Annotated in this window: 14 protein-coding genes and 4 pseudogenes; 15 read left to right on the top strand and 3 right to left on the bottom strand. The window is 60.0% G+C overall.

Going from position 1 to position 23161, the window contains the following annotated elements:
- Positions 1–71: 71 nt before the first annotated feature.
- From AU509_RS01040 to AU509_RS01030, 4 genes are all read left to right on the top strand, one after another.
- Positions 72–353 (top strand): TetR/AcrR family transcriptional regulator, encoded by a 282-nt coding sequence (locus AU509_RS01040; protein WP_176223436.1) that lies wholly within the window; start codon positions 72–74, stop codon positions 351–353.
- 145 nt (positions 354–498) lie between these two features.
- A complete protein-coding gene (locus AU509_RS01035; protein WP_139823998.1) occupies positions 499–708 on the top strand; it encodes a hypothetical protein in 210 nt (69 codons plus the stop codon).
- A gap of 133 nt (positions 709–841) precedes the next feature.
- Positions 842–1216, top strand: a complete 375-nt coding sequence (locus tag AU509_RS18370) for an acyl-CoA dehydrogenase family protein (RefSeq protein WP_254901491.1) — start codon at positions 842–844, stop codon at positions 1214–1216.
- Positions 1177–2106 (top strand): SfnB family sulfur acquisition oxidoreductase, encoded by a 930-nt coding sequence (locus tag AU509_RS01030; RefSeq protein WP_254901495.1) that lies wholly within the window; start codon positions 1177–1179, stop codon positions 2104–2106. The genes AU509_RS18370 and AU509_RS01030 overlap by 40 nt, the downstream gene beginning before the upstream one ends.
- Before the next feature lie 281 nt (positions 2107–2387).
- On the opposite strand, the gene AU509_RS01025 is transcribed toward AU509_RS01030, so the two are convergent.
- The gene (locus tag AU509_RS01025; RefSeq protein WP_085650955.1) at positions 2388–3062 is read right to left on the bottom strand and encodes a MarC family NAAT transporter; all 675 of its coding nucleotides are present in this window, start codon (positions 3060–3062) and stop codon (positions 2388–2390) included.
- A 319-nt stretch (positions 3063–3381) separates the two neighbouring features.
- Here AU509_RS01025 and AU509_RS01020 point away from each other — a divergent pair, with 319 nt between their 5' ends.
- The 4 genes from AU509_RS01020 to AU509_RS01005 all read left to right on the top strand — a co-directional run bounded on the left by AU509_RS01020 (position 3382) and on the right by AU509_RS01005 (position 7147).
- Positions 3382–4215 carry a VOC family protein gene (locus tag AU509_RS01020; RefSeq protein WP_085650956.1) on the top strand — a complete coding sequence of 278 codons (834 nt, stop codon included), beginning with the start codon at positions 3382–3384 and terminating at the stop codon, positions 4213–4215.
- A 325-nt stretch (positions 4216–4540) separates the two neighbouring features.
- Positions 4541–5398, top strand: coding sequence for a neutral/alkaline non-lysosomal ceramidase N-terminal domain-containing protein (locus AU509_RS01015; RefSeq protein WP_176223435.1), 858 nt, complete (start codon positions 4541–4543; stop codon positions 5396–5398).
- Between the two features lie 17 nt (positions 5399–5415).
- Positions 5416–5847, top strand: a complete 432-nt coding sequence (locus tag AU509_RS01010; RefSeq protein ID WP_139823996.1) for a hypothetical protein — start codon at positions 5416–5418, stop codon at positions 5845–5847.
- 250 nt (positions 5848–6097) lie between these two features.
- Entirely contained in the window at positions 6098–7147 is a 1050-nt protein-coding gene (locus AU509_RS01005; protein ID WP_162896377.1) for an NAD(P)-dependent alcohol dehydrogenase, read from the top strand.
- A 128-nt stretch (positions 7148–7275) separates the two neighbouring features.
- Here AU509_RS01005 and bcsG read toward each other — a convergent pair.
- Together bcsG and bcsE are read right to left on the bottom strand one after the other, a co-directional pair.
- Positions 7276–8936: pseudogene (gene bcsG, locus AU509_RS01000) on the bottom strand (cellulose biosynthesis protein BcsG).
- Between the two features lie 184 nt (positions 8937–9120).
- Positions 9121–10613, bottom strand: a pseudogene (bcsE, locus tag AU509_RS17875) (cellulose biosynthesis protein BcsE).
- A 268-nt stretch (positions 10614–10881) separates the two neighbouring features.
- On the opposite strand from bcsE, the gene bcsR reads away from it, so the two are divergent.
- From bcsR to AU509_RS00955, 7 genes and pseudogenes are all read left to right on the top strand, one after another.
- Positions 10882–11088, top strand: a complete 207-nt coding sequence (gene bcsR / locus AU509_RS00985; protein ID WP_085650961.1) for a cellulose biosynthesis protein BcsR — start codon at positions 10882–10884, stop codon at positions 11086–11088.
- Complete coding sequence (bcsQ, locus tag AU509_RS00980; protein WP_085650962.1) at positions 11079–11813, top strand: cellulose biosynthesis protein BcsQ; 735 nt, start codon at positions 11079–11081, stop codon at positions 11811–11813. The genes bcsR and bcsQ overlap by 10 nt, the downstream gene beginning before the upstream one ends.
- Positions 11810–14404, top strand: coding sequence for a UDP-forming cellulose synthase catalytic subunit (gene bcsA, locus AU509_RS00975; protein ID WP_094117428.1), 2595 nt, complete (start codon positions 11810–11812; stop codon positions 14402–14404). Before bcsQ ends, bcsA begins: the two co-directional genes overlap by 4 nt.
- A gap of 19 nt (positions 14405–14423) precedes the next feature.
- Positions 14424–16726 (top strand): annotated as a pseudogene (bcsB, locus tag AU509_RS00970) (cellulose biosynthesis cyclic di-GMP-binding regulatory protein BcsB).
- On the top strand, positions 16723–17835 hold the full coding sequence (gene bcsZ, locus AU509_RS00965) for a cellulose synthase complex periplasmic endoglucanase BcsZ (RefSeq protein WP_244200972.1): 1113 nt from the start codon (positions 16723–16725) through the stop codon (positions 17833–17835). The pseudogene bcsB and the gene bcsZ overlap by 4 nt, the downstream one beginning before the upstream one ends.
- Positions 17817–21313 (top strand): annotated as a pseudogene (gene bcsC / locus AU509_RS19005) (cellulose synthase complex outer membrane protein BcsC). Before bcsZ ends, bcsC begins: the two are co-directional and overlap by 19 nt.
- Positions 21314–21559: 246 nt before the next feature.
- Entirely contained in the window at positions 21560–23155 is a 1596-nt protein-coding gene (locus AU509_RS00955) for an EAL domain-containing protein (RefSeq protein ID WP_244200973.1), read from the top strand.
- The last annotated feature ends 6 nt before the right edge of the window (positions 23156–23161 follow it).

The following is a 23161-nucleotide window of genomic DNA, read 5'->3' as shown; positions in this document are numbered from 1 at the left end:
GGTACTCTTGAGTACCCAGTATTGATTCATGGCAGTGCCCTGTCAACGCCATGAAAAGAGGATGCCTTACGATGAAAAAGCGGCAGCCGACCTCGCCTGATGGCGTGGCGGACACCCCGTCACAACGGCGCTCCCACATTATCGACGCCGCAGACAGCCTGTTCCGCCAGCATGGCTTCACGGGAACGACTACCAGCATGATCGCCGCCGCAGCCACGGTGTCGAAACGCGACCTGTATGCGATTTTCCACAACAAAAACGAGATTTATTATTCGGTCGTCGAGAAAAATCAGCGGCTGTTTCTGGATCTTCCGCGACCGGAGGCTGAGGATCTGCCCATGCTGCGTCGCTGATAAAAATTTTTCGTCTCGATAGGGACGACGCGGCAGGACAGCGTCGTCTGGCCTTCATTCGCGTCTTCATGAAGCTGCGGTGGAAGCGCCCGAGACAGCCGGCCCTCTTTACGCCAGCGGACGATTTCACCCCCGCGAGGCGCTGATGGATTGGCTGCTAACGCAGGCCCGACGTGGCAAGCTGCCGCTGCAGGATGAAGAGGAAGCAAGGGTCTATGCCGGGATGCTGATGAACCTCGTCTTCGGCGCGCTGCTCCCTGTGCGACCCGACCACGAGGAGCTTGATGAACGCACCGCGCATGTCGTTAAAGCGCTGACCATTTTCCTGAAAGGCGTCGGCTGCGATATAAGCTAATCTCATTTTTATCTATAAAAAACATATACCTGACAAATAAGGTTATCCGAAATTCATCTATAAGACCCGATGCTGCGATTGCTAGGATGAGGCCTCGGCGCCGTTGCGCCTTCGCCTGCGAGGAGAAATGCTTATGTCCACCATCGACGTGACCGCTGCTCAACCGGAAGTCCGGGTCAATGCTTCCGCCCCCTTTACGCCGCTTCCCCGCCCGACGTCGCCTGCGCACATCATCGCCAGCGACGAGGAGGCCATCGCCGTCGCCGAACGGCTGGCCGCACAGTTTGCTACGGGCGCCGCCCGCCGTGACCGCGAAGGCATCTTGCCGATTGCCGAGCTGGAAGCGTTTTCGCAGAGCGGTCTTTGGGGCATCAGCATACCGCGCGCCTACGGCGGGGCTGGCGTCTCCTACGCTACGGTGGCGCAGGTCATCGCGATTATCTCCGCGGCGGACTCAGCCTCGGTCAAATCCCGCAGAACCATCTGGCGGGGGTCGCGCATCTACTGACCGACGGCACTGAACGTCAGAAAAAAACGCTGCTGGCCGATATTCTGCGGGGCATCCGCTGGGGCAACGCCTTCTCGGAAAAAGGCGGCGCTACCGTGGCAGACTTCAAAACCACGCTCCGTCGCGAAGGCAATGAGGTCATCGTGACCGGAGAGAAGTTCTATGCCACCGGCGCGCTGCTGGCGCACGTCGTTCATACGGTCGCCATCGACGAGGAGGGACGGCCGCATCTGGTCGTATTCGATCGCGACACGCCGGGGCTGACGGTGATCAACAACTGGTCGAGCTTCGGCCAACGCACTACCGCCTCCGGCACCGTCATCCTCGACCATGCGCGGGCGCCCCTTGAACGCGTCATTCCCGCCTGGCGGGCCTTCGATCGCCCCACCCCGTCCGGGCCGATTTCGCAGATCATTCAGTCTGCCGTGGATGTCGGCATCGCCCGTGGCACGATCGCCGACACGCTGACATTCGTACGGGAAAAATCACGCCCCTGGATCGACAGCGATAAACAGACTGCCGCAGAAGATGTTTTCACCATCGCCGCCGTCGGCGATCTCGCTATCCGCCTGCACGCCGCCGAAGCGCTGCTGGAGCGCGCCGGACGTCTGATTGACGTGGCCGTCGCCGCGCCGAGTGAAGAGACGGTGGCCGCCGCCGCGGTCGCCACCGCCGAGTCCAAGGTGCTGTCCACCGAGATCGCTCTGCTAGCCGGCAACAAGCTGTTCGAGCTGGCCGGAACCCGCGCCACGTTGGCCGAATACAATCTTGACCGCCACTGGCGCAATGCCCGGACGCATACCCTGCATGACCCGGTACGCTGGAAGTATTTTCACGTCGGCAACTATTATCTCAATCGGGTCAACCCTCCCCGCCACGCGTGGAACTAAGCGCGTCGGCCGAGGGGACAAGTCGCAAGGAGCATCAACAAGAGGGAACGGAGGACGACAAGAAGACAGCGTTGAGGGCATTGTCGGGGGAACCCCTTCGCCGTTAGAGACTTCGACGGCCCTCATCCACGTTCTCGTTTCGTCCAGGCGTCGTTTGGACGCCCAACTTCCCGTGACAACGACCAAGCCCCATCGGCGAAAAAACGGTGACCACCGCGCAATGCCTGTCACACGGAAAACAGGCCGACGCGCGTTCCGTTCACTGGCGTCAGGCAGCGGATTCAATAGGAAACAATCAGCTCCATCACCCCGTTGATAATGAACTGCACGCCCATGCAGACCAACAGAAAGCCCATCAGTCGCGAAACGGCGTCAATACCGCTTTTACCAATCAAACGCATGATGAAACCCGCGCTTTTCAGACACACCAGCAGGATGAGGGCCACCGCAATAAACGTCATCACCGGGCTCACCATCAGCACCCACTGCTCGAACCCGAGCGAATTGGCTTTCAATGTCGACACCGAGCTGATGATCATCGCAATCGTCCCCGGCCCGGCGCTTCCCGGCATGGCCAGCGGCACAAACGCGATATTTTCCGAATCCTTTTTGGTGACGTCCGGCACTTTTTGATCTGCCGACGCCGTCTCGATATGCGACTTCTGAGGAAACAGCATGCGGAAACCGATAAAGGCGACAATCAGCCCGCCGGCGATGCGCAACCCCGGAATCGAGATGCCAAAGGTATTCATGACCAGCTGGCCTGCGTAAAACGCCACCATCATGATCAAAAAGACGTAAAACGCCGCCATCGTCGACTGCTGACTGATGTCCTTGCGGGTCATGTTCCCCGACAGGCTTAACAGCAGCGCCACCGACGTCAACGGGTTGACCAGCGGCAATAACAGCACCAGCCCCAACCCTACGGCTTCAAACAATTGAGAGATTCCCGTCATACGGCTTCCTTATGATTTCAGCGGTGCAAGAGACTTCAGCGTAGCATAGGAAAAATGTCAGGGAACAGGAGGTTAGCTTCTGCGCGAAGTCGCCGCCGCCACGATGAGGAAAGAGTCCCCTCGCTGGCTCGGCGCTCCCGACTCACCACGGCCATCCCTATTTGGCACGCAGGCAGACCGGTCTTGCCTTGCCTGGTTACGAGAGGCGTTTTCGTCCGATGGCGACGTGATGCTTCCCCCATAACGCGCCGCAACGCTGTTACAATGGGGTCGGCGGGCACGCCCCGCGATCCACTTTTTAACACAGGGAGAATGGTGTATGCCTGAATTACCCCCCGTGGTCGACCATGTGATCATCAACGTCGCCGACCAGTTGGATGAAGCCAGCACGCTGTTTCGTCGTCTCGGCTTTCAACTCAGCGAGCGCGGCCATCACACGATGGGCTCCAGCAACCATCTGGCCATCTTCGGCGAGACCTATCTGGAACTGCTGGGCTACGAGCCTGAAACCGGCAAAGACTTTTGCCAGTCCCCACTCGGCCTCAGTGGGCTGGTGTGGAAGACTTCTGATGCGGACGCCGTCTATCAGCACCTGCAACAGCAGCAGCTCGACGGGGACTCGCCTGCATCTTTTTCCCGACCGGTCACGCTGCCGGACGGCAGTCCGATAGCGGCGCGCTTCCGCATCGCCCGACTGCGCGCCGACGCCATTGCGAACGGCGTCAGCTTTTTCTGCCAGCACTTGACCCCGGAAGCCGTATGGCAGCCAGCGTGGCGCAAACATCGCAACGGCGTCGTCGAGATCGCTGAGTTCGTGATCGCCGCCGAGCGCTCGGAAGACGCCGCCGCGGTCTATCGCCGACTGTTTGACGGCGCGGTATTCACCTCCGGCGAGAACGACGAATTAAGCCTGCAGGCAGGACAAACGCGGGTGCGTTTCGTCAGTGCCGACTCGGCCCGCGCCGAATTTGGCGCGCTACCGAGCGATTATGATGGCCAACCGCGGATGGCGGCGCTCAGCTTCAAGACCCGCTCGCTCGACCAGACGCGCCAAAGCCTGCTGGCCGGGAATCTGCCGTTTGTCGAGAACGAAAACGGTATTCAGGTGCCGACAGAGGCCGGATTTAACCTCGCGCTGCGGTTTCGCACCTAAAACGCGTGAAAATTCAGGGTCAGTGACGGAACGCTAGCGTCCGACTGCGGTCGGACTTATAAGAACATGGCGTGTGACGTCACTGAGGCAACAGCCCGGTTACAGGTGCTCACGTTATCCTGAATATCGCCTGACACCGTGTTAAGGCCGTTTGCCGCACAATCACCCCACTGATGGGGTGTCGTTCGCCGCCCCGCCCGGCGGGTCGGTCGGTGTCGCAGGCGGCAACACTATCCACGTACCGAGAGAGCGCCGCCGCGCGCGGCTATACGATGGACCAATGATGAAAAAAACCTTTCTACGCCACTCCCTGGCAATAGGAATCATGATGCTTTGCGGGCTGGCTCAGGCCGCGCCGTTGATGGCGGGCGCGGGCCGGGCGGATATCGATATCCCCACCAGCCTTTACCCTATCGACGGCTTCGTCGGGCAGCACGACCCGCTGGCCGCGCGCGTGATTTTGCTTGATGACGGCGCGACCCGGCTGGGGATTGTCGTCGTGGATCAGACCTCGCTGTCCGACGAGTCGATCAACCACATGAAGGCGGCCCTTCAGCAGGTGGCGCAAGTCTCCCCGGAAAAGGCTATCGTCAGCGCCAGTCACGGATTCTCCGCGCCGCATGTGCTGCCGCATGAACACACCGCGCCGGAAGTTCAGGCTCAAACCACGCGGGTGCAGCAGGCGCTGGTCGATGCGGTCCGCACGGCGGCACAGTCGGCGATGACGTCGATGACCTCGGCCCGCGTGGGTTACGGGGAAGGCGTCAGTCGGGTGAACGTTAATCGCGACGTGCCAACGCCGTTCGGCTGGTGGCTTGGCGCCAACGATCAGGGGGACCGTGATCCCACGTTGTCCGTCTTGCGCATCGATACCGCGCGAGGGGCACCGCTGGCGGTCATGATGAATTACGCCGTGCAATCTTCGGTGATGGACGGTTCCACGCTCAAAGCGGGCGGTAAGCTGATCACCGCGGATCTGGCGGGCGTCGCGACGCGTTATGTGGAACAGCATGCGGCTCAGCGCGGCGGCAAGCCGGTGGCGGCGTTTCTGGTCGGCGCGGCAGGCGATCAGGCGCCCCGTCTTCAGGCTAATCGCCATGTGGTCCACCAGGATGGCACCGTCACCCGCGTCGACACACATGAGGAGGCTTCACGCTGCTCGATCGCCTCGGCACAGAGTTAGGCAGCACCGCGTTGCAGGTGTCTGATCGTATCAAAGCCGACGACGCCCCCACGTTGGCGATAGAAAGAAAAAGCGTCATGGTCACCTCGCAAACGCACTCGCCTCAGAATTCGCCTCAAGGCCCGGTGACGACTTATACTTATACGCCAGATCAACCTGTCGCACTGCCGGTGGTGCTCATCAGGATTGGCGATATCGCGCTGGTCGGCGTACAGCCGGAGCTGGCGGCGCAAATCGGCAAGCGCATCAAGGCCGAGTCGCCGTTTGCGCATACGCTGGTGCTGACGATGGTCGACGGCGCGGCAAAATATCTACCGGACGACGCCAGCTATGACCGATTCACCTACGAAGCCCGCAGTTCCGGTTTCGCACAAGGTTCGGCAGATACGCTGGTCGATGCCGTTCACGGCTGGCTGGATGCGTTACATCGCGCCGCGCCGCATCCATAACCTCACGTTCCGGGACGGTTTTCCTATAATGCTAAGTGCACCACAGAGACCACCGCGGATTTGATGGCAGGGCAAACCGGCGTAGTCATTTTCCGGGGCGGCGTTGCCGCCCTTCCGCCGCGTTATCGCCCGCCTCGTCCTTCAACCCGCACATTGCTATTTCTCACTGCAAGTCCGCGTCATCGACTTCCAGCCGTTTTGGCGGTCGTTGCGCACCACGGTCGTTACCCAATGAAACAGGAGAATGAACATGAAAGTGCTCGGTTATGCCGCCAAGTCGGCCCAGACGCCTCTGGCGCCGCTTGAATTCACCCGCCGCGAACCACGACCTGACGATGTCGTCATCGACGTGCTGTACTGCGGCGTCTGTCATTCCGACCTGCATCAGGCTCGCAACGACTGGGGGATCAGCCTTTATCCGCTCATTCCCGGCCATGAAGTGGTCGGGCGCGTCACGGAGGTCGGCAGCGAAGTGACCCAGTTCAAACCGGGCGATCTCGCGGGCATCGGCTGCATGGTGGACTCGTGTCGCGAGTGTCACCCCTGTCGGCAGGGTCTGGAGCAGTACTGCGAAGAGGGCAATATTCAAACCTACAACGGGCGCGATCGCCACGATCACCAGCCGACCTACGGCGGCTATTCGCAAAAAATCCTCGCGTCACAGGACTTCGTGCTGCGGATCCCAGACAGTCTCGACCTGAAGGCCGTCGCCCCGCTGCTGTGCGCGGGCATCACCACCTGGTCCCCGCTGCGCAAGTGGGGCGTGACCCAAGGCAGTAAAGTCGCCGTCATAGGACTCGGCGGTCTGGGCCACATGGCGCTGAAGCTGGCGCATGCGATGGGCGCGGATGTCACCCTGTTTACTCGCAGCAAGAGCAAAGAGGCCGACGCTCGCCGTCTGGGCGCGCATCACATCGTCATTTCATCCAATCCAGATGAAATGAAAGCGGTGAGCAACCACTTCGATCTGATTATCGATACGGTGCCCTACGAACACGACGTCAATCCGTATATGACCACCCTGGCGCTCGACGGGACGCTGGTGTTCGTCGGCCTCCTCGGCCAGGTAGAACCGCCGCTGAACACGATGCCGATCGTGTTGGGCCGCCGCTCCGTCGCGGGCTCCTGCATTGGTGGCATTGCCGAAACACAGGAAATGCTCGATTTCTGCGGTGAGCACGGCATCGTCTCCGACGTCGAGATGATCAACATCCAGCAGATCAACGACGCCTATGAGCGGCTGCTCAACAGCGACGTGAAGTATCGTTTCGTCATCGACATGGCCTCGCTGAAGGCGTAGCGCTCAGAAGTCAGCTCGCGGCCCGTTTCGTCATGATGTTCACGGCGAAGCGGGCCGTTTTTTATGTCAGGCAAAAAAAAGACGCCGTGGAGTGAGTGATCCACGGCGTCATCGTCAGAGCGTCAACGTCAGGGGTAATTCACCCAGTCGCCGCCGTTCAGCCGTATCCAGGTTTTCCCCTGATAACGCATCACCACCGCCCCGTCGTTTTCCGACACCACCGGCGTCGTCGGCAGATTGTTGGTCAGTACCGACATGTTAACGTTGGCGGCGTTAAACACCTGACCGTCCACCACGCGGGAAATGAGCTCAGACAGCGCCTGCATGCTCGTCGGCGTATCCACGCGCAGCGGCTGTTCCTGATGCGGCGCTTTCATACCGGCGAACAGAATACCGACCGGCACGTGCGTGATACTCGGGCTTGGAATATCCCGAAGACCGGACATCTGCATCTTGTCGCCCGCCAGCGCCGCGCCATGTTCCGGCACGACAACCACCATCACCCGCCGTCCCGACTCATCGAGCTGGCGCATAAAGGCTTCGAGCTGATCGAACATCTGCTGCGCCCGCGGCTGATAAGCAGCGGAGCGCGTCGTCCCCAAATCGCGCGTCCCGTCATGCAGCGGGATCACGTTGAAGAAGGTCGCGCTGCGCGCGTCATTGCTCTGCCGACGTTCATCCAGCCAGCGTTGCATCAGCTGCGCGTCGTTAAATACCGGCGTGCCGTCGAACGAGGTATAGGCCGGTGCGATCCCCGCCTGAGACAGCAGCGGCGCCGCGATGCGGCCTTGCTCGCGCAGCGACTTCAGGTAGTTGCCGAAAAGACCCGGATGATCCAGCACCAGCTGCTGGCGGAAGCCAGTTTTTCGAGATTATCGAACAGATAGCAGTGATCCGCCGTCGGCTTATAGATATCGTTGTGCGCCGTCTGACCGCAGCTGGCGCGCAACAGGCGAATACCCGCAGGACCGCTGTACCCGGTCGCCGAGTTGTAATTGCCGAGCAGAATGTCGAACCGTTTCCACAGCGGATGATGACGGAGCTGCACCGTATCCAAATCGGACCATGACAGCGAACAGATATTGATGATTAACACGTCAAACGGCTGCGAATCCGCTGGGAGAGTGTCAGGGAAATGCGTGACTCGCTGCTTTTCCTGCGCATAAAAACGCGACAAAAAGGCCGTTAAATTGGCGCTGGTCGGCGGCGCGCTCTCGTCGAGTCCATCCGGCGACGCGTTCGACGTACCGGGCAGCGGCGCACCGTTATTGATGACCACCTGAGGCGTGGCGGCCTTCGTGGGCAGTAGAGAGAAAGCCGGCCCAGCGATGTTGATCATGTTGATCCAGCACAGCATGGCCGTCACCAGTACGGTAATACGCACCCACTGGGCGACAAACAGGTACAGGACCCAGAGGACGAACCCGGTAGCGACCATCCGACCATTGATGAATCGGTCTGCCAGATCGAGCAGATAATCGCCTGAAAACGCGGTGAGCTGCGTACCTTGGCTGAGGATACTTTGGATCCCCGGCAGCCAGGTGTCGTGATAGAACAGCGCGATCCCGATGGGGATCGAGATCCACTGACGCAGCCGGTGCAGGCTCAGCGAGGGCAACGGAAACACCAGCCAGCAAAGAAAGACCAGGTTATCCAGCGCGTGAAAGTTGAGATAGCCGAACCATAGCAGTGCGAACTTCAGCAAGAAATAGAAATTCCAGCCGCCCAAACCTCGCCAGCTGCTCAGAGAGGACGCCGCATCGGGCGCCGCTTGTTTTACTTCTGTCATGATTATTTCACATCCGATTGTGAAGATTTTCGCCGCCAGGTTCCCTCATATTTCATCGCGCGCGACGGCGTCAGACGATGCATAAAACCCCGCCAACGGGCGGACAGCCAGCGAGGAAGAAACGCTCTCAATACTAAAAGGGTCAGCAGGAAAAAAATGCCTGCATGCATGATTTCCATCAGATTCATTTGGCCGCGCCCTCGCCCTGCGCCAGTCTGATGCGCTGCGGCACCCGACGCTCTGTGGGGGGAATCGACTCGGGTTTGGCCGCGCCGACGGCGGCGACCGTGACTTCCTTCAGCGCGCGCGGCATCCACGCGCTCATTAGACGAATTTCCGACAATATCGGCCGATCTTCGCACCAGACCTGACGGTCGGAGAAAATTTCGTCGTACGGCAACGGGAAGATGGACGTCAGCGCCGTTTTCAGGTCGTGCAGATGGCAAGAGAACAGGAACAGATACAGTCGGTTATCCATCACCGTGAACACATCGCCGTTACGACGGGTTTTGCACAGCGTCAATGCCTGCTCCGCCTTCAGCTGGCTCACCGGCGTCAACGCCACCAGCACGCCTTTGCTGTTTTCCGGCAACAGCGGATCGTTCATCAGTAGCGTCACGGTATGACAGAACGTCTCCAGAGGCATGAATCCCTTCTGGCGCAGTGGCTGTTGCAGCTTCCTCAGCACCGTAAAATCTTTCGGCACATAGCGCTGATAGCGTTGCCCCTGCAACCCCTCCAGCATGATCAGAAAGCGCGACAACGAGGTGCCGAACGGCACGATAATGTTCACGCCGCACGCCAGCAGCAGACGCTCGTCGTTCTGGCGTTGACCCACTTCCATCTCGCGCACGACGATTTTCAGCCCGGTGCCGCGCTGACTGCGCAGCCGGTGGATATGGCGAGCCAGTCCGCCGGTCTGATCGTTATGACTGAGGCAGAAAATGACAGTAGCGGAATCCGCCTCTTCGGCCTGCGCATAAACCCGATCGTTGCCGTCGTGTAATTGCCACTGGTTCGATAATGGAGGGCCCCTTCCAATACGCTGCGTTCGGCAATAAAAATATGCTCGTCATTTAATGTTAAGGCCGTGTTTTGCTCTTCTTGTTTCATCAACGAAAAACGATCGTGCTCCAAAATTAATGCTAACTGTCTGTCTGCCAGTAATCGCGTAGCGTTATACCACCAATGGATTCTATATTTCCAATTATCTTTCTGATATTCGAGGCACGAAAATCCATTTAAATAACGAAATAGGCCGTGCAGATGATCACCCAATGAAATTATTTTTCTTCCATAGGTAATAATTACCATCGAAATCTTTTTGTTTTTTAATGTAGCATTTATTCTTTTTAACCACTCAGACAATTCTGAAGAAGTTAATTTGTCCCAATCGCTAACCTCGGTATAAAACAAAACCAATTGAGGACTTGATGAAGAAGAAAATAGACGTAAAAAGTCTTTATCCAACTTCAATAATGCTCTGCTGGTTTGCGGTAATGAATACATCGGAATGCGATCCGGCCCTGAAGTCAGCGGCGGAGTCAGCAGCTCGCGCGGCGCGGTAGCCGAGCTGACAAGCGTTACCGCCGCCTGAGCACTCATGACCTGTCGTGCCAGTGCAATAGCATCTTCCTGCCGTTGAACCGTAACCCAATAACAACCTGGCGGCTGCATCAGCATTAATTCATCCGGCAGCTGTTCTATTCCTAACGTAGAGAAATATTTCATAGATTATTTTTTATAATAAAGAGATCAAAACGACGTTATCATTTGTCGTCAATTTTAAAATAATTGTAATATACGCAACAATCATCATATCTTTATCCCATTAATTATGGCTCCCGACCACCTTTTAGATCACAATACAGATTAATCCGATAATTCTATTAAAGCCAAAAGCTTTATTCTTAATCACATATAAAACGATAACCATCAGTGGACGATGAAAAGAGAAAACGCCGTTTATAAAAATGCGGGTTGTGTACAGCCGCAAAATGACATTGCCATATTGAATAAAGTTTTTTCATTAGCACCTATTCGGTATGTCGATATTGCCAGAGAAAATCGTCTGGCCAGAGTAATTGCTCGCTGGTCTCTACTGCATGAATTTAATTCCGAGCAGCAAGAGAACGACACATCATGCCGATAATTGCGCTTCAGGGAATACGCGGCGGCACCGGAACCACCGCACTCACGTCCGCACTGGCCTGGGCTCTCAGCCAGAGCGGGGAATCGGTCATGGCGCTGGACTTTTCGCCCACCAATCAGCTCGGGATCCATTTCAACACGCCCGTGTCCTATCACGACGGCTGGATGCGCGCAGCACTCGAAGACGGTGACTGGCGAGAAAGCGTCATGCGCTATCTCAACGGCCTCGACTTCATCCCCTTCGGTCGACTGGACGACGCCGAACAGATGCACTACCACACCGCCTCCTCGGACATTCTCCAGCCCTGGATCGACGAGCGCCTGAACGCCCTGCGTCAGGACTACCGCTGGATCCTGTTGGATGTGCCAGCGCACCCGCTTCCGCTGGCGCAGAATTTGCTGCACGCGGCCGACCGGACGCTTCGGGTGATCGCGCCGGACGCCAACTGTCATTTGCGTTTGCATCGCGAACCGATCGACGCCAACAACCTGTATCTCCTCAACCGATTCAACGTCAACAGCGCCGTACAGCGGGATCTCCACCAGCTGTGGAGCAGTACGCTGCAAGCATTGCTGCCGATCATCGTCCATCAGGATGAAGCCTTTTCTGAAGCGTTGATGATGAAGCAGCCCGTGGGAGAATACCGCCCGTCCAGTCTGGCGACGGAGGAGATAGCAACGCTGGCGGCCTGGCTGCAACTGAACGTGACGGAGCCAACAGCATGAGTCCATTTCGCTGGCTGCTCTGTCCGCCGATTCATCAGGCGCTGCAGCGCCGCTACCGCGGCTATCGACGTCTGGGCGTATCCAGCCCAACGGCGTGTTTGCAGTGTCTGTGGATCGCGCTGGCCTGGATCTTTTGTCGTCTGGAAACCCCCGCCTGGCAACGCATTATCGCCAAACGGCGTCAGCTGTTTCCGCATATCGCCTCTCAGCGGCCGCGGCCGCTGGACGCACTGCGTTACCTGCTGCAACTCTCCTGGCTACTGCTGTTTTTCCCCGGCGATGCGCAACGTTCCTCGTTCCGTTGGCTGCTGGACGGCCGTCGGCGTGTTCACCAGTGGCTCGACGGCCTGCCGGAGCGCGCCCGGCAGCATCAGTTCCATACGCGGGCCGAACGTCAGGTGAGTCGGCTGCCGCTCTGGCTGCGGCGACTCACCTTGATCGGCTGCGCCGTCCTGGTCGGGCTGTTAGGGTTGCTGTGCATCTCACAGCCGTTCGACATCGCCACCCAGCTCGTTTTCGTCGTGCTGCTGTGGGGCATGGCGATGGTGGTGCGTCGGCTGCCCGGCCGTTTGCCGACCGTGATGCTGATTATGCTGTCGCTGACCGTTTCCTGCCGTTATCTCTGGTGGCGCTACAGTTCAACACTCAACTGGGACGATCCGGTCAGTCTGGTCTTCGGCCTGCTGCTGGTCGCCGCGGAAACTTACGCCTGGGGCGTGCTGGTTCTGGGCTATTTTCAAACGCTGTGGCCGCTGAATCGCCAGCCGGTGTCCTTGCCCGACGCGCCTGAAACGTGGCCCTCAGTCGACCTGCTGATCCCCACTTATAACGAACCGCTCAGCGTCGTCAAACCTACGCTCTACGCCGCGCTGGGCATCGACTGGCCGCAGGACAAGCTAACCATCTACGTGCTCGACGACGGCGACCGACCGGAGTTCCGCGAGTTTGCCGACAGCATCGGCGTTCGCTATATCGCGCGTTCCACCCACGAACACGCCAAAGCGGGCAACATCAACCACGCTCTGCGCACCGCCTGCAACAGCGAATACGTCACCATTTTCGACTGCGACCATGTACCGGCGCGCTCCTTCCTGCAGATGACGATGGGTTGGTTCCTGAAAGACTCGAAGCTGGCGATGCTGCAAACGCCGCACCACTTCTTCTCGCCGGACCCGTTCGAGCGCAACCTTGGCCGCTTCCGTCGTACGCCGAACGAAGGCACCCTGTTCTACGGACTGGTGCAGGACGGCAACGACGTCTGGGACGCCACGTTCTTCTGCGGCTCCTGCGCTATTATTCGCCGCTGCGCGCTGGATGAAATCGGCGGCATCGCCGTCGAAACCGTCACGGAAGATGCGCACACCTCGCTGCGTCTGCACCGGCTCGGTTACTCGTCGGCCTATATTCGTATCCCGCAGGCGGCCGGGCTGGCGACGGAGAGCCTGTCCGCGCACATCGGCCAGCGCATACGCTGGGCGCGGGGCATGGTGCAGATTTTTCGTCTGGACAATCCGCTGATGGGGAAAGGGCTGACCTTCATGCAGCGGCTGTGCTACGCCAATGCCATGCTGCACTTTCTCTCCGGCATTCCGCGGCTGATTTTCCTGTTAGCGCCGCTGGCCTTCCTGCTGTGCCACGCCTACATCATTTTCGCTCCGGCGCTGGCCATCGCGATTTACGTGCTGCCGCATATGCTGCACACCAGCCTGACCAACTCCCGCATTCAGGGACGCTATCGCCATTCGTTCTGGAGTGAGGTGTATGAAACCGTGCTGGCCTGGTATATCGCCCGTCCGACCACGGTCGCGCTGTTCAATCCCAACAAGGGCACGTTCAACGTGACGGCTAAAGGCGGTTTGGTCGCTCAAAAACATCTCGATTGGGTGATCACCCGACCTTACGTCCTGCTGGTGTTGCTGAATCTGGCAGGGCTGTTCATGGCGTTCTGGCGGCTGTACGACGGCCCGCAGAACGAAATGCTGACCGTGGTCATCAGCCTGATCTGGGTGTTGTACAACATGATAATCCTCGGCGGCGCGGTGTCCGTCGCAGTCGAAGCCCGACAGCTGCGTGAGTCGCACCGCGTGGATATCGATATGCCCGCCGCGCTGGCGCGGGAAAACGGCCATATGTTGCCTTGTACGCTGCGCGATTATTCAGACGGCGGCGTCGGCGTGGAACTGCGGGAAGCGCTGGCGTTGCGCAAGGACGAGAAGGTGTTTCTGATACTGCAACGTGACCGTCAGGAGTTCTACTTCCCCTGCTACGTCCAGCGCGTATTAGGACGGGCGGCCGGCATCCGGTTGCACAACCTGACGACCGAGCAACAGGTCGACTTCATTCAATGCACGTTCGCCCGCGCCGACACTTGGGCGCTGTGGCAGGACAGCTTTCCACAGGATAAACCCCTGCACAGCCTTGCAGACATCGCCGTGCTGGGTTTCAAAGGTTACTTACGTCTGGCCGAGTACGGACCGCCCCGATTACGGCGACTGTTCATGCTGCTGACGACGTTCGTCGCCTGGGTGGTTTCGTTTTTTCCCCAACAGGTCAGGATTAACTCTGCCGGCGCTCCCGGCCAGAAAGCATGACCCCACTGATGATGACACAATGACAAGAAGATTACGTTGGTTCACTTTTATTCTGTTTGGATTCTCTCCAATCACTCATGCGGACGTGCTCTCCGAGCACACCGCCACGGCGGATACGGTTGCCGCCATCGATAATGCCGCGCCGCCGAGCGCGCCGGAACCCGCGGAGACGACGCCTCCGGTGCGCGACAGCCTGCTGCCGTTCAGCCGTCTGGCGCCCCCGCCGGGCGGCTTCCAACTGCAAGGGATGCGCCCGGACGGTCAGATAGAGTTCGGCGTACGCAGCGATGAGCTGGTCACCCGCGCCGTACTCCAGCTGAACTATCGCCCGTCTCCCGCGCTGCTGCCGTCGCAGTCGCATCTGCAGGTCTTTCTGAACGATGCGCTGGTGGGGGTTGTGCCCATCACGACCGAACAGCTCGGCAAGAACAACCAGATTCAGCTGGATCTCGATCCGCGTTTTATCAGCGACTTCAACCGGGTCCGCCTCTCGCTGGTCGGTCACTACGCCAACCAGTGTGAAAACATCACCAATACGGCTATCTGGATGGCGATCGGTCAGGACAGCACGCTGAAGCTGACGCTGCAAAAGCTGCCGCTCAAGAACGACTTGTCCCACTTCCCGGAACCGTTCTTCGACAGCCGCGACGCCCAGCCGCTCCAGCTGCCGGTCGTGTTCTCCGCCCGTCCTTCGACGACGGAACAGCGCGCCGCGGCCGTATTGGCGTCCTGGTTCGGCGTCAAAGCCGACTGGCGCGGACAGCGTTTCCCGGTGCTGTATAACCAGCTGCCGTCGCATCAGCATGCCGTCGTCTTCGCCACCAATGCGCATCGCCCGGATTTCCTCAAAGCGTATCCGCTGGTCGACAAACCTACCGTGGAGATCCTCAGCCAGCCGGACGACCCGTACCACAAAATGCTGCTGATTCTGGGCCGGGACGACACCGATCTGATCACCGCCGTTCAGGGGATCGCACAGGGCGATGTCCTGCTGCGTGGCCAGTCGTCCACTATCGACAACGTCCGTCAGCTAGCGCCGCGTCTTCCTTATGACGCGCCGAACTGGGCGCATACCGACCGCCCGACCCGTTTCTCCGAGCTGCAGCAATATGAAGCGCAGTACCAGTCGGACGGGTTACAGCCTTCGCCGATCTCCATGCTGCTGAGATTGCCGCCGGATCTGTATCTGGTACGCGAACGCAGCATCGACATGAACGTCATGTATCGCTACACCTCGCCGCGCCAGAACGACGGATCTCGTCTGGCGGTGAACCTGAACAATCAGTTTGTGCAGGACGTGCCGTTGACGACGAAAAACAGCAGCGGCCAGTGGCTACTGCACGTCCCGCTGATTCAGGGACAGCAGGACACCAAATCGGCGGTGACGCTGCCCGCGCTGCGCCTGGGCGCGGCGAACCAGCTGCGCTTTGACTTCGACTACGCGGCGCGCCAGATCGGCAGCATCCATGATGAACAGTGCGAAACCGTCATGCCGGTCGCCAACCATGTGGTCATCGACGGCGACTCGACCGTCGACTTCTCCGGTTATCGTCACTATCTGGAAATGCCGTCGCTGCGCGCTTTCGCCAACGCGGGGTTCCCGTTCAGCCGCCATGCGGATCTGTCGCAGACGCTGCTGCTGGTGAACGCGCATCCGCAGCCCGGTCAGATCAGCACGCTGCTCAACGTGATGGGCAATATCGGCGCCCAGACCGGTTTCCCGGCCCTCAACGTTCGCATTGCTGACGACTGGGAGCAGGCGGAAACTCAGGACGTGGATCTGCTGATGATCGGCGGTCTGCCGGATAATCTGCGCGAAGGTCACGACGTGAATCTGCTGGTGGATACCACCAAAAGTTGGGTGAAAAAACCGCTGCGTCAGATGGCGCTGGATACGCCGGTCACCGCCGCCGACCGTAAGGCGGAGAGCCAGACCACGATCCTGTCTGAAGGACCGATGGCGGCTATCGTCAGTTTCCAGTCTCCCTACCATGACCAGCGCAGCGTCGTCGCGCTGCTGGCCGATACCCCGCGCGCCTACGAGCTGCTGAATGACGCGATGAACGATACCGGCAAACGCGCCGCTATCTTCGGCGCTGTCTCGATCATTCGCGAGTCCGGCGTCAATAGCCTCCGTGTCGGCGACACCTGGTTCGTGGGCTACCTGCGTGGTGGGAAAGCATCTGGAGCGCGATGTCCTCGCATCCCGTCTGGCTGGCCTCCCTCGCCGTCTTCATGGTCATCCTGTTGGCATTAATGACCTGGCGACTGATGCGCCATATCAGCCAGCGTCGTCTCGACGACGAGGACGCGTCTCTGTGAGACGACTGACCGTTTCCTGCTGTGGTTTGCTGGCGCTGCTGTTCAGCAGCGTCGCACCGGCGGAATGCCGCTGGCCGCTGTGGGAACAGTTCCAGCAGGCCTATATCAGCGCCGAGGGTCAGGTCATCGATCCCCACGACGGCGACCCAATCACGACCTCCGAAGGACAAAGCTACGCGCTGTTTTTCGCCCTGGCGGCGAATGACCGCGACCGTTTTGACCGCATACTGAACTGGACGGAAACCCATCTGGCGAACGGCGATCTGACGCTGCACCTGCCCGGTTGGCTATGGGGACGCGATGCCGCCACCGGTCGCCAGACGCTGCTGGACGATAACTCCGCCGCCGATGCCGATCTGTGGATCGCTTACTCGCTGTTGCAGGCCGGGAAGCTGTGGCAAAGCCGCACTTATCAGGTCATGGGCACTCTGCTGCTCCAACGCATCGCCCGGGAAGAGACGGCCGAGGTCCCCGAGATCGGCCCCGTGCTGCTGCCCGGCAAAAACGGCTTTGCGTCGCAGACCCGCTGGACGGTCAATCCCAGCTATCTGCCGCCGCCGCTGCTCGCCAGCTTCGCGGAACAGTCCAGCCTCTGGTCTCGCCTGCATCGCACGGCGATCGCACTCTTGATCGCGACCGCGCCGCACGGATTTTCCCCGGACTGGATCGTATGGACGTCGGGATCGGGGTGGCATTTCGATGAAGCCAAAGGCCCGATCGGCAGCTATAACGCCATTCGGGTGTACCTGTGGGCCGCGATGCTGGATGACCACGACCCGGACAAGGCGTCGCTGTCGCAGGCGTTTATGCCGATGGCCCGCTATGTGGAAACCCACGGCGCGCCGCCGGCGCGTATTAACGTCAGTCACGCAGAGAGCGAGCCGCTTGGCAACGTCGGCTTTTCCGCCGCGCTGCTGCCGCTTCTCCAACACTCTCCCGCCCTGTCCGACCAACGCCAGCGAGTGTGGAACACCCCTTTTAGCGAAGAGGCCTATTACCGCACCGTACTGACCCTGTTCGGCACCGGTTGGGACAGCCACCTTTTCCGCTTTTCGCCGCACGGCGATGTCATCCCCGCCTGGAAAGAAACATGCGTAACATCAAAATAAACTGGCTGCGATTCATGCTGCCTGCCCTCGCCGGACTGCCTGCGGCGCCCGCCGTCTATGCCGTCAACGCGCCCGTTGCAGACAGTCAACGCGGTATTTCCCCCGTCAACTGGCTGCTGCAACAGGTTCGAATGGGGGAAACCACCCACCAGCTCGAACTGGTGAAGCGGTCGCTTTACCGTCTGGAGAATATCGCGCCCGATAACCCGGACGTCCTCGCCGCGCTATTGCGCCACGCGCTGATGCAGAGCGACAGAACCAAAGCCCAAAGTTATATGGACCGGCTGAACGCCGAGGCGCCGAACTCCGCGGCCGCCCGCGAGTCCACGGTCAGCATGATGCTGGCCACGGCGGAAGGTCGACAGCAGTGGCAAGAGGCCCGCCTGCTGGCGGCTTCCGGACGGCTGGTCGAGGCGCGCGCGGCCTACGACGCGCTGTTTCACGGCGTCTATCCGACCGTGGACACCTCCTACGAATACTGGCGGCTGGTCGCACGTATTCCCGGTCAGGAGCCGCAGGCGCTAAAACAGCTACAGGCGCTGGATCGCTTCCATCCCGGCAGCGTCAACGTCAGGATGCAGATTGCGCGGATGCTGTTCTCGCAGGACGATGTGCCACAAGCCGTCGCCACGATCCGCGCGCTGGCCGACAATGCCCGCGGGCGCGATGACGCCGCCGAACTGTGGCTCAAATACATCAAAGCTCAGCCGATTACCGACGACAGCGTAGCGCAGCTGCGCGATTACCTGACGACGTTCACCTCCGGGGATGAGTATCAAAATGGACGACAGGAGCTGGATCGCCAGCAGAGACTGCTGGCCGATCCGGTGTTTCAACAGCGCGCCGCCAGCCTGACCCGGGTCGCGCGAGGCGAAGGCGCGACGGCCATCCCCGCGCTGCAAAAAGCGCTGCGCGCCAATCCCAACGACGCCGAAGTGCTGGGAGCGATGGGCCAAGCGCTGGCGCGCAGCAATCAGCGCGCCGCCGCGGTTCGCTATTTTGAGCAGGCTATCCAGGCCGACGAAGCCAGTCTGAAGGTCGCCAAATGGCAGAGCCTGCTGGAGTCCACGCGTTACTGGCTGGCCGTCGACGGCGGCGACAGCGCGCTCGCCGCGCAGAATCTCGATATGGCCGAGCGGCAATACCGACAGGCGCGCTCGCTGGATGACGGCGGCAGCGATGCGGTCATCGGACTCGGCGACGTCGCGCTGGCGCGTCATGCCCCCCTCGCAGCGGAACAGCTGTATCGGCAGGCGCTGCAGATGGACAGCAACGCCACGGCGGCACGGCGGCTGGTGACGCTCTACCAGCAGGAGTCGCCGCAGAAGGCGATGGCGTTTATCGAGAACGGGCTAACGCCCGCGCAGAAACGCGCCCTGTTCGCCACGCTCAACGCGCTGCGCAGCGATACGCTGCGGGCGGATGCCGACCGGCTGGCCGCTCAGTCTCGCTGGACGCTGGCGGTCGAGAAGTACCGCGAGGCCGTCAGCTTCGCGCCGGAGGATGTCTGGCTGCACTATCGGCTCGCCGCCGCGCTACGCGCCGCCGGGCAACCGGAGGAAGCCGACCGCGAAATGGAGGCCATGTCGCGCCAGCAGCCGCACGACGCCACGCGACTCTATGCCTACAGCCTCTATCTGTCCGGCAGCGACCGGGCTCATCGCGCGCTGGCGTTGTTGAATAGCGTGCCGGAAGCACGCCGTGAGCAAAGTTTGCAGGATCTGATGACACGTTTGCAGCAAGAGGACGTTTACACCCGCGCCTATGCGCTGCACGCCGCCGGACTGGACGCGCAGGCGTACGAACTACTGCATACGCTGCCGGACACGCCGCGTCGCGGTATCGTTCTCGCCGACTGGGCGTTGGAGCGGGGAGAGACAGACACGGCGCTGGCCGGCTATCAGCAAGTGCTGACGCGCGACCCGCTGAACGGCGATGCACGCATCGGCCAGGCTGAAACGCTCGCCGCGCAGGGCCGTCGGCATGAGGCGCAAACGACGCTGAATGCGCTGTCGTCAGGCCCCGTCGAACCTTCGCTGGATCAGGCAGACGCACCGCCAATCTTTGGTGGCAGTTGGGTGAACCTCAGCGGGCCAACTCGCTGTTCACACAGCTGAAACGCCGCGCCGCGCAGACGCCGCCCTCTCCGGATGCCGCAAGGGTTTATCGTGACGCCGCCAGCCTCGCCCGCCAGCAGGGACATCCCGACGAGGCGCTGGAGGATTACCGTCAGGCGATGGTCGACAGCGGTATCACGCCGACGCCGCCGCGCGATAACGCCGCCTTTACCGCCTTGACTCGCCTGCGCCTGGAAGACAGCTGGCTACAGCGTTCGGTGCGCGCCGACGCCGCGTCGCTCTACCGTCAGCAGGACACCACGCTCTCGGTGGCGCAGGATTACTCCCGCAACAAGGGAACCGGCGGTCAATCTGACTTCACCGCGCACACCACCATGTTGCAGGGCGAAACGCCGATCGCGAGCGGACGAGGATTCCTGCGCGTTGACCATGTTGCCGTCTCCGCAGGCCAGTTCAGCACCACGAATGGTACGCACACCAGCCTGTTCGGCACCTGCGCGGACTCAGGTTGCAGCCGCGATCGCACGCAACGCGCGGAAGGCGTGGCGCTGGGGGCGGGCTGGCGCAATCAGGACTGGTCGGCCGATCTGGGAACGACGCCGATAGGCTTTCGCGTCTTAAACTGGGTCGGCGGTATCAGCCATAACACCGACATCCACGATGTGGGCGTGACGCTCACCGCCTCGCGCCGTCCTATCTCCAGCTCGCTGCTGGCGTTCGCGGGCGCGCAAAACCCTGGCGGCGGCAACAGCAATACCTGGGGCGGCGTCGTGGCGACGGGAGGCGCGATCGGTCTGAGCTACGATCGCGGCGGCGATCACGGCCTGTGGGGCGACATCAGCGCTCATCGCATCGATGGTAAAAACGTCGCGGGCAACCAGCGACAGCGTCTGATGGGCGGGTATTACTACAAGCTGATCAACGAAGATCATCGCCGAGCGACCGTGGGTTTTAACAGCATGTTTTGGCGCTACCAGAAGGATCTCAGCGGCTACACCTATGGTCAGGGCGGCTATTACAGCCCGCAGCGCTACCTCTCGCTCGGGGTGCCTATCACTTATCGGCAGCGTTTCGACAACTGGTCGCTGGATCTGGGCGGCTCAGTCTCGTGGTCCCGTTCGAAAACCGCCGGTCAGCGACGTTATCCCGTCTACCCCGGTTTTAACAGCGATCAGGCCTCCGCCGACGGCAGTAGTCAGGGGATTGGCTACACGTTGCAGGCGCAGGTGGAACGACGTTTGACGGCGCATTGGACGCTGGGCCTCGGCGTCGATATCCAGAAAGCCAAAGACTATACGCCCAGCCATGCCCTGCTCTACATGCGCTATTCAGAAGCGGGCTGGCAAGGCGATATGGATCTGCCGATCCAGCCGATGACGCCTTCCGCGGACATTAAATAGCGTCGTCTTTTGCGGCGCGGTGGCCGCGATTCTCTCGTCTTCCCCTCGACCTGTCGCGCCGTGCGGCAGGTCATCTTCCCTCATGGCCCCCAACAACTTTTTCCCGCTCCGGGACAGGCGAGTGCTACACTTGTCGCATAAAGATTTCTGGCATAATGCATCTGGTCTAGAACCGCATCTCGCTGTTCCCCCACTCTTTTCAAACCAGCACTAATGTTCTGAATCATCTGTAGAATGGAGGCTTTCTTGATCGTCTATAGTCGCATTCAGGCTCGTAAATACAGAGCAGGACTGCTTGCCGCCGCCGTATTCCCTTTGCTCCTCAGCATAATCTTCAGCTATATCATCGCCCGACAGGATGTGAAGCGCGATCTGCAAGCCACGACTCAGGTGATTCTGCATCAGGCGGAAACGATTAACAGCATGGCCTGGAATCAGGTCGCCGAACTGAAAACGCTAGAGGGAAAGTCCTGTGAATCCGTACTCGGCGATCTGATCCGGCAAGGCACGCTTTCCGCCTATTTCCGTTCGATGGGGCTGCTGAGCGGCCAGGATATGTACTGTTCCTCCGTCTCCGGCGATCAGGTCATCCCACTGACGCAAATCATTCAGTATCCGCTGCCTGCCGAACAGCCCGAAATGTGGAGCATGTCGGTGCCGCGTACGCGTGGCGTGTCCACCCGCCCCGCGATTATTTTCGCCCGCCAGTTTTCGCCGACCTACGGCGCGTTTGTGGTCGTCGACGGTCAATATCTGCTCGACTTTATGAGCGCTATCAATAACGCGCGGCCTTATGAGCTGACCGTGCAGTTTAACGGCGGTTTTCGCATTCAGGAAGGCGAGAAAAGTCAAACGTCGCACCCGTTTATCTCGCCGCTGTATCACGAACGCGCATCCAAACGGTATCCGATCATCGTCAGCGCCGAGGTGCAGCCGGAGGAGATACAGCAAGACTGGCTGAATGACTTCCTGACGTTCCTGCCGCTGTCGCTGTTTCTGTCGCTGACCTTCATCTACATCGTGCAATCCTGGAAAAAGCGCAAGATGTCGCTCCGCGATGAGCTGCGCAAAGGGATACAGGCCAATGAGTTTTCGGTGCATTACCAGCCGCTGTACGACCTGAAGACCGAACGCTGTATCGGCGCCGAAGCGCTGTTGCGCTGGTTCAGACCGGGTGGCCGCACCATCAGTCCCGACATCTTCATTCCCTCCGCCGAGAACGAGGGGCTGATTATTCCGCTCACGCATCACTTGTTTAAGCTGCTGGCCGCTGACATTGGCAGTTGGACGTTACCGCAGGATTTCCGGCTGGGGATCAACATCGCCGCGGCGCATATTCATCATCCCGACTTCGTGAACGATATCCGCCAGTTGGCAAAAACGCTGCGGCCTCAGCGCGTACAGATTACCCTGGAGCTTACAGAGCGCAGTCTGATCAGCGACACTCAGGATGTCGTACAAAAGCTGACGCAGCTTCGTAGCGAAGGCATTCTTATCGCAGTGGACGATTTCGGGACGGGCCACTGTTCTCTGTCCTACCTGCAAATGTTCCCGCTGGACTATCTCAAGATAGACAAAGGCTTCATCGGCACCATCGAATCCGCCAATCGGGATACGCCGGTGCTCGACGCCATCATCAATCTGAGCCATCGTCTGGCGCTGAGAATGGTCGCCGAAGGCGTCAATTCCGCCTATGAATATGATTACCTCAAACGGTGCGGCGTTCAGCTGATGCAGGGATACCTGTACGCGCGCCCGATGAGCAGCGAAGCGCTGATGGCGTGGTTGAAAGAACAAGGCGAACGCAAATTCACCGCCGCCCCGGAGACCGAGACGGCGTAACCGCGC

Origin of the sequence: Lonsdalea britannica (assembly GCF_002111595.1) — a bacterium.
Taxonomy (GTDB): domain Bacteria; phylum Pseudomonadota; class Gammaproteobacteria; order Enterobacterales; family Enterobacteriaceae; genus Lonsdalea; species Lonsdalea britannica.
The sequence above is the reverse complement of the archived record's forward strand: the minus strand, read 5'-3'. Positions and strand labels throughout refer to the sequence as shown.

What these genes read in the sequence shown, in the direction of transcription:
- bcsA (WP_094117428.1), top strand. Translation starts at nt 11,810, where the DNA reads ATGAGTCCATTTCGCTGGCTGCTCTGTCCGCCGATTCATCAGGCGCTG.
- AU509_RS01015 (WP_176223435.1), top strand. Translation starts at nt 4,541, where the DNA reads ATGATGCTTTGCGGGCTGGCTCAGGCCGCGCCGTTGATGGCGGGCGCG.
- AU509_RS01020 (WP_085650956.1), top strand. Translation starts at nt 3,382, where the DNA reads ATGCCTGAATTACCCCCCGTGGTCGACCATGTGATCATCAACGTCGCC.
- bcsQ (WP_085650962.1), top strand. Translation starts at nt 11,079, where the DNA reads ATGCCGATAATTGCGCTTCAGGGAATACGCGGCGGCACCGGAACCACC.
- AU509_RS01040 (WP_176223436.1), top strand. Translation starts at nt 72, where the DNA reads ATGAAAAAGCGGCAGCCGACCTCGCCTGATGGCGTGGCGGACACCCCG.
- bcsR (WP_085650961.1), top strand. Translation starts at nt 10,882, where the DNA reads ATGAAAAGAGAAAACGCCGTTTATAAAAATGCGGGTTGTGTACAGCCG.
- AU509_RS01035 (WP_139823998.1), top strand. Translation starts at nt 499, where the DNA reads ATGGATTGGCTGCTAACGCAGGCCCGACGTGGCAAGCTGCCGCTGCAG.
- AU509_RS01025 (WP_085650955.1), bottom strand. Translation starts at nt 3,062, where the DNA reads ATGACGGGAATCTCTCAATTGTTTGAAGCCGTAGGGTTGGGGCTGGTG.
- AU509_RS18370 (WP_254901491.1), top strand. Translation starts at nt 842, where the DNA reads ATGTCCACCATCGACGTGACCGCTGCTCAACCGGAAGTCCGGGTCAAT.
- AU509_RS01005 (WP_162896377.1), top strand. Translation starts at nt 6,098, where the DNA reads ATGAAAGTGCTCGGTTATGCCGCCAAGTCGGCCCAGACGCCTCTGGCG.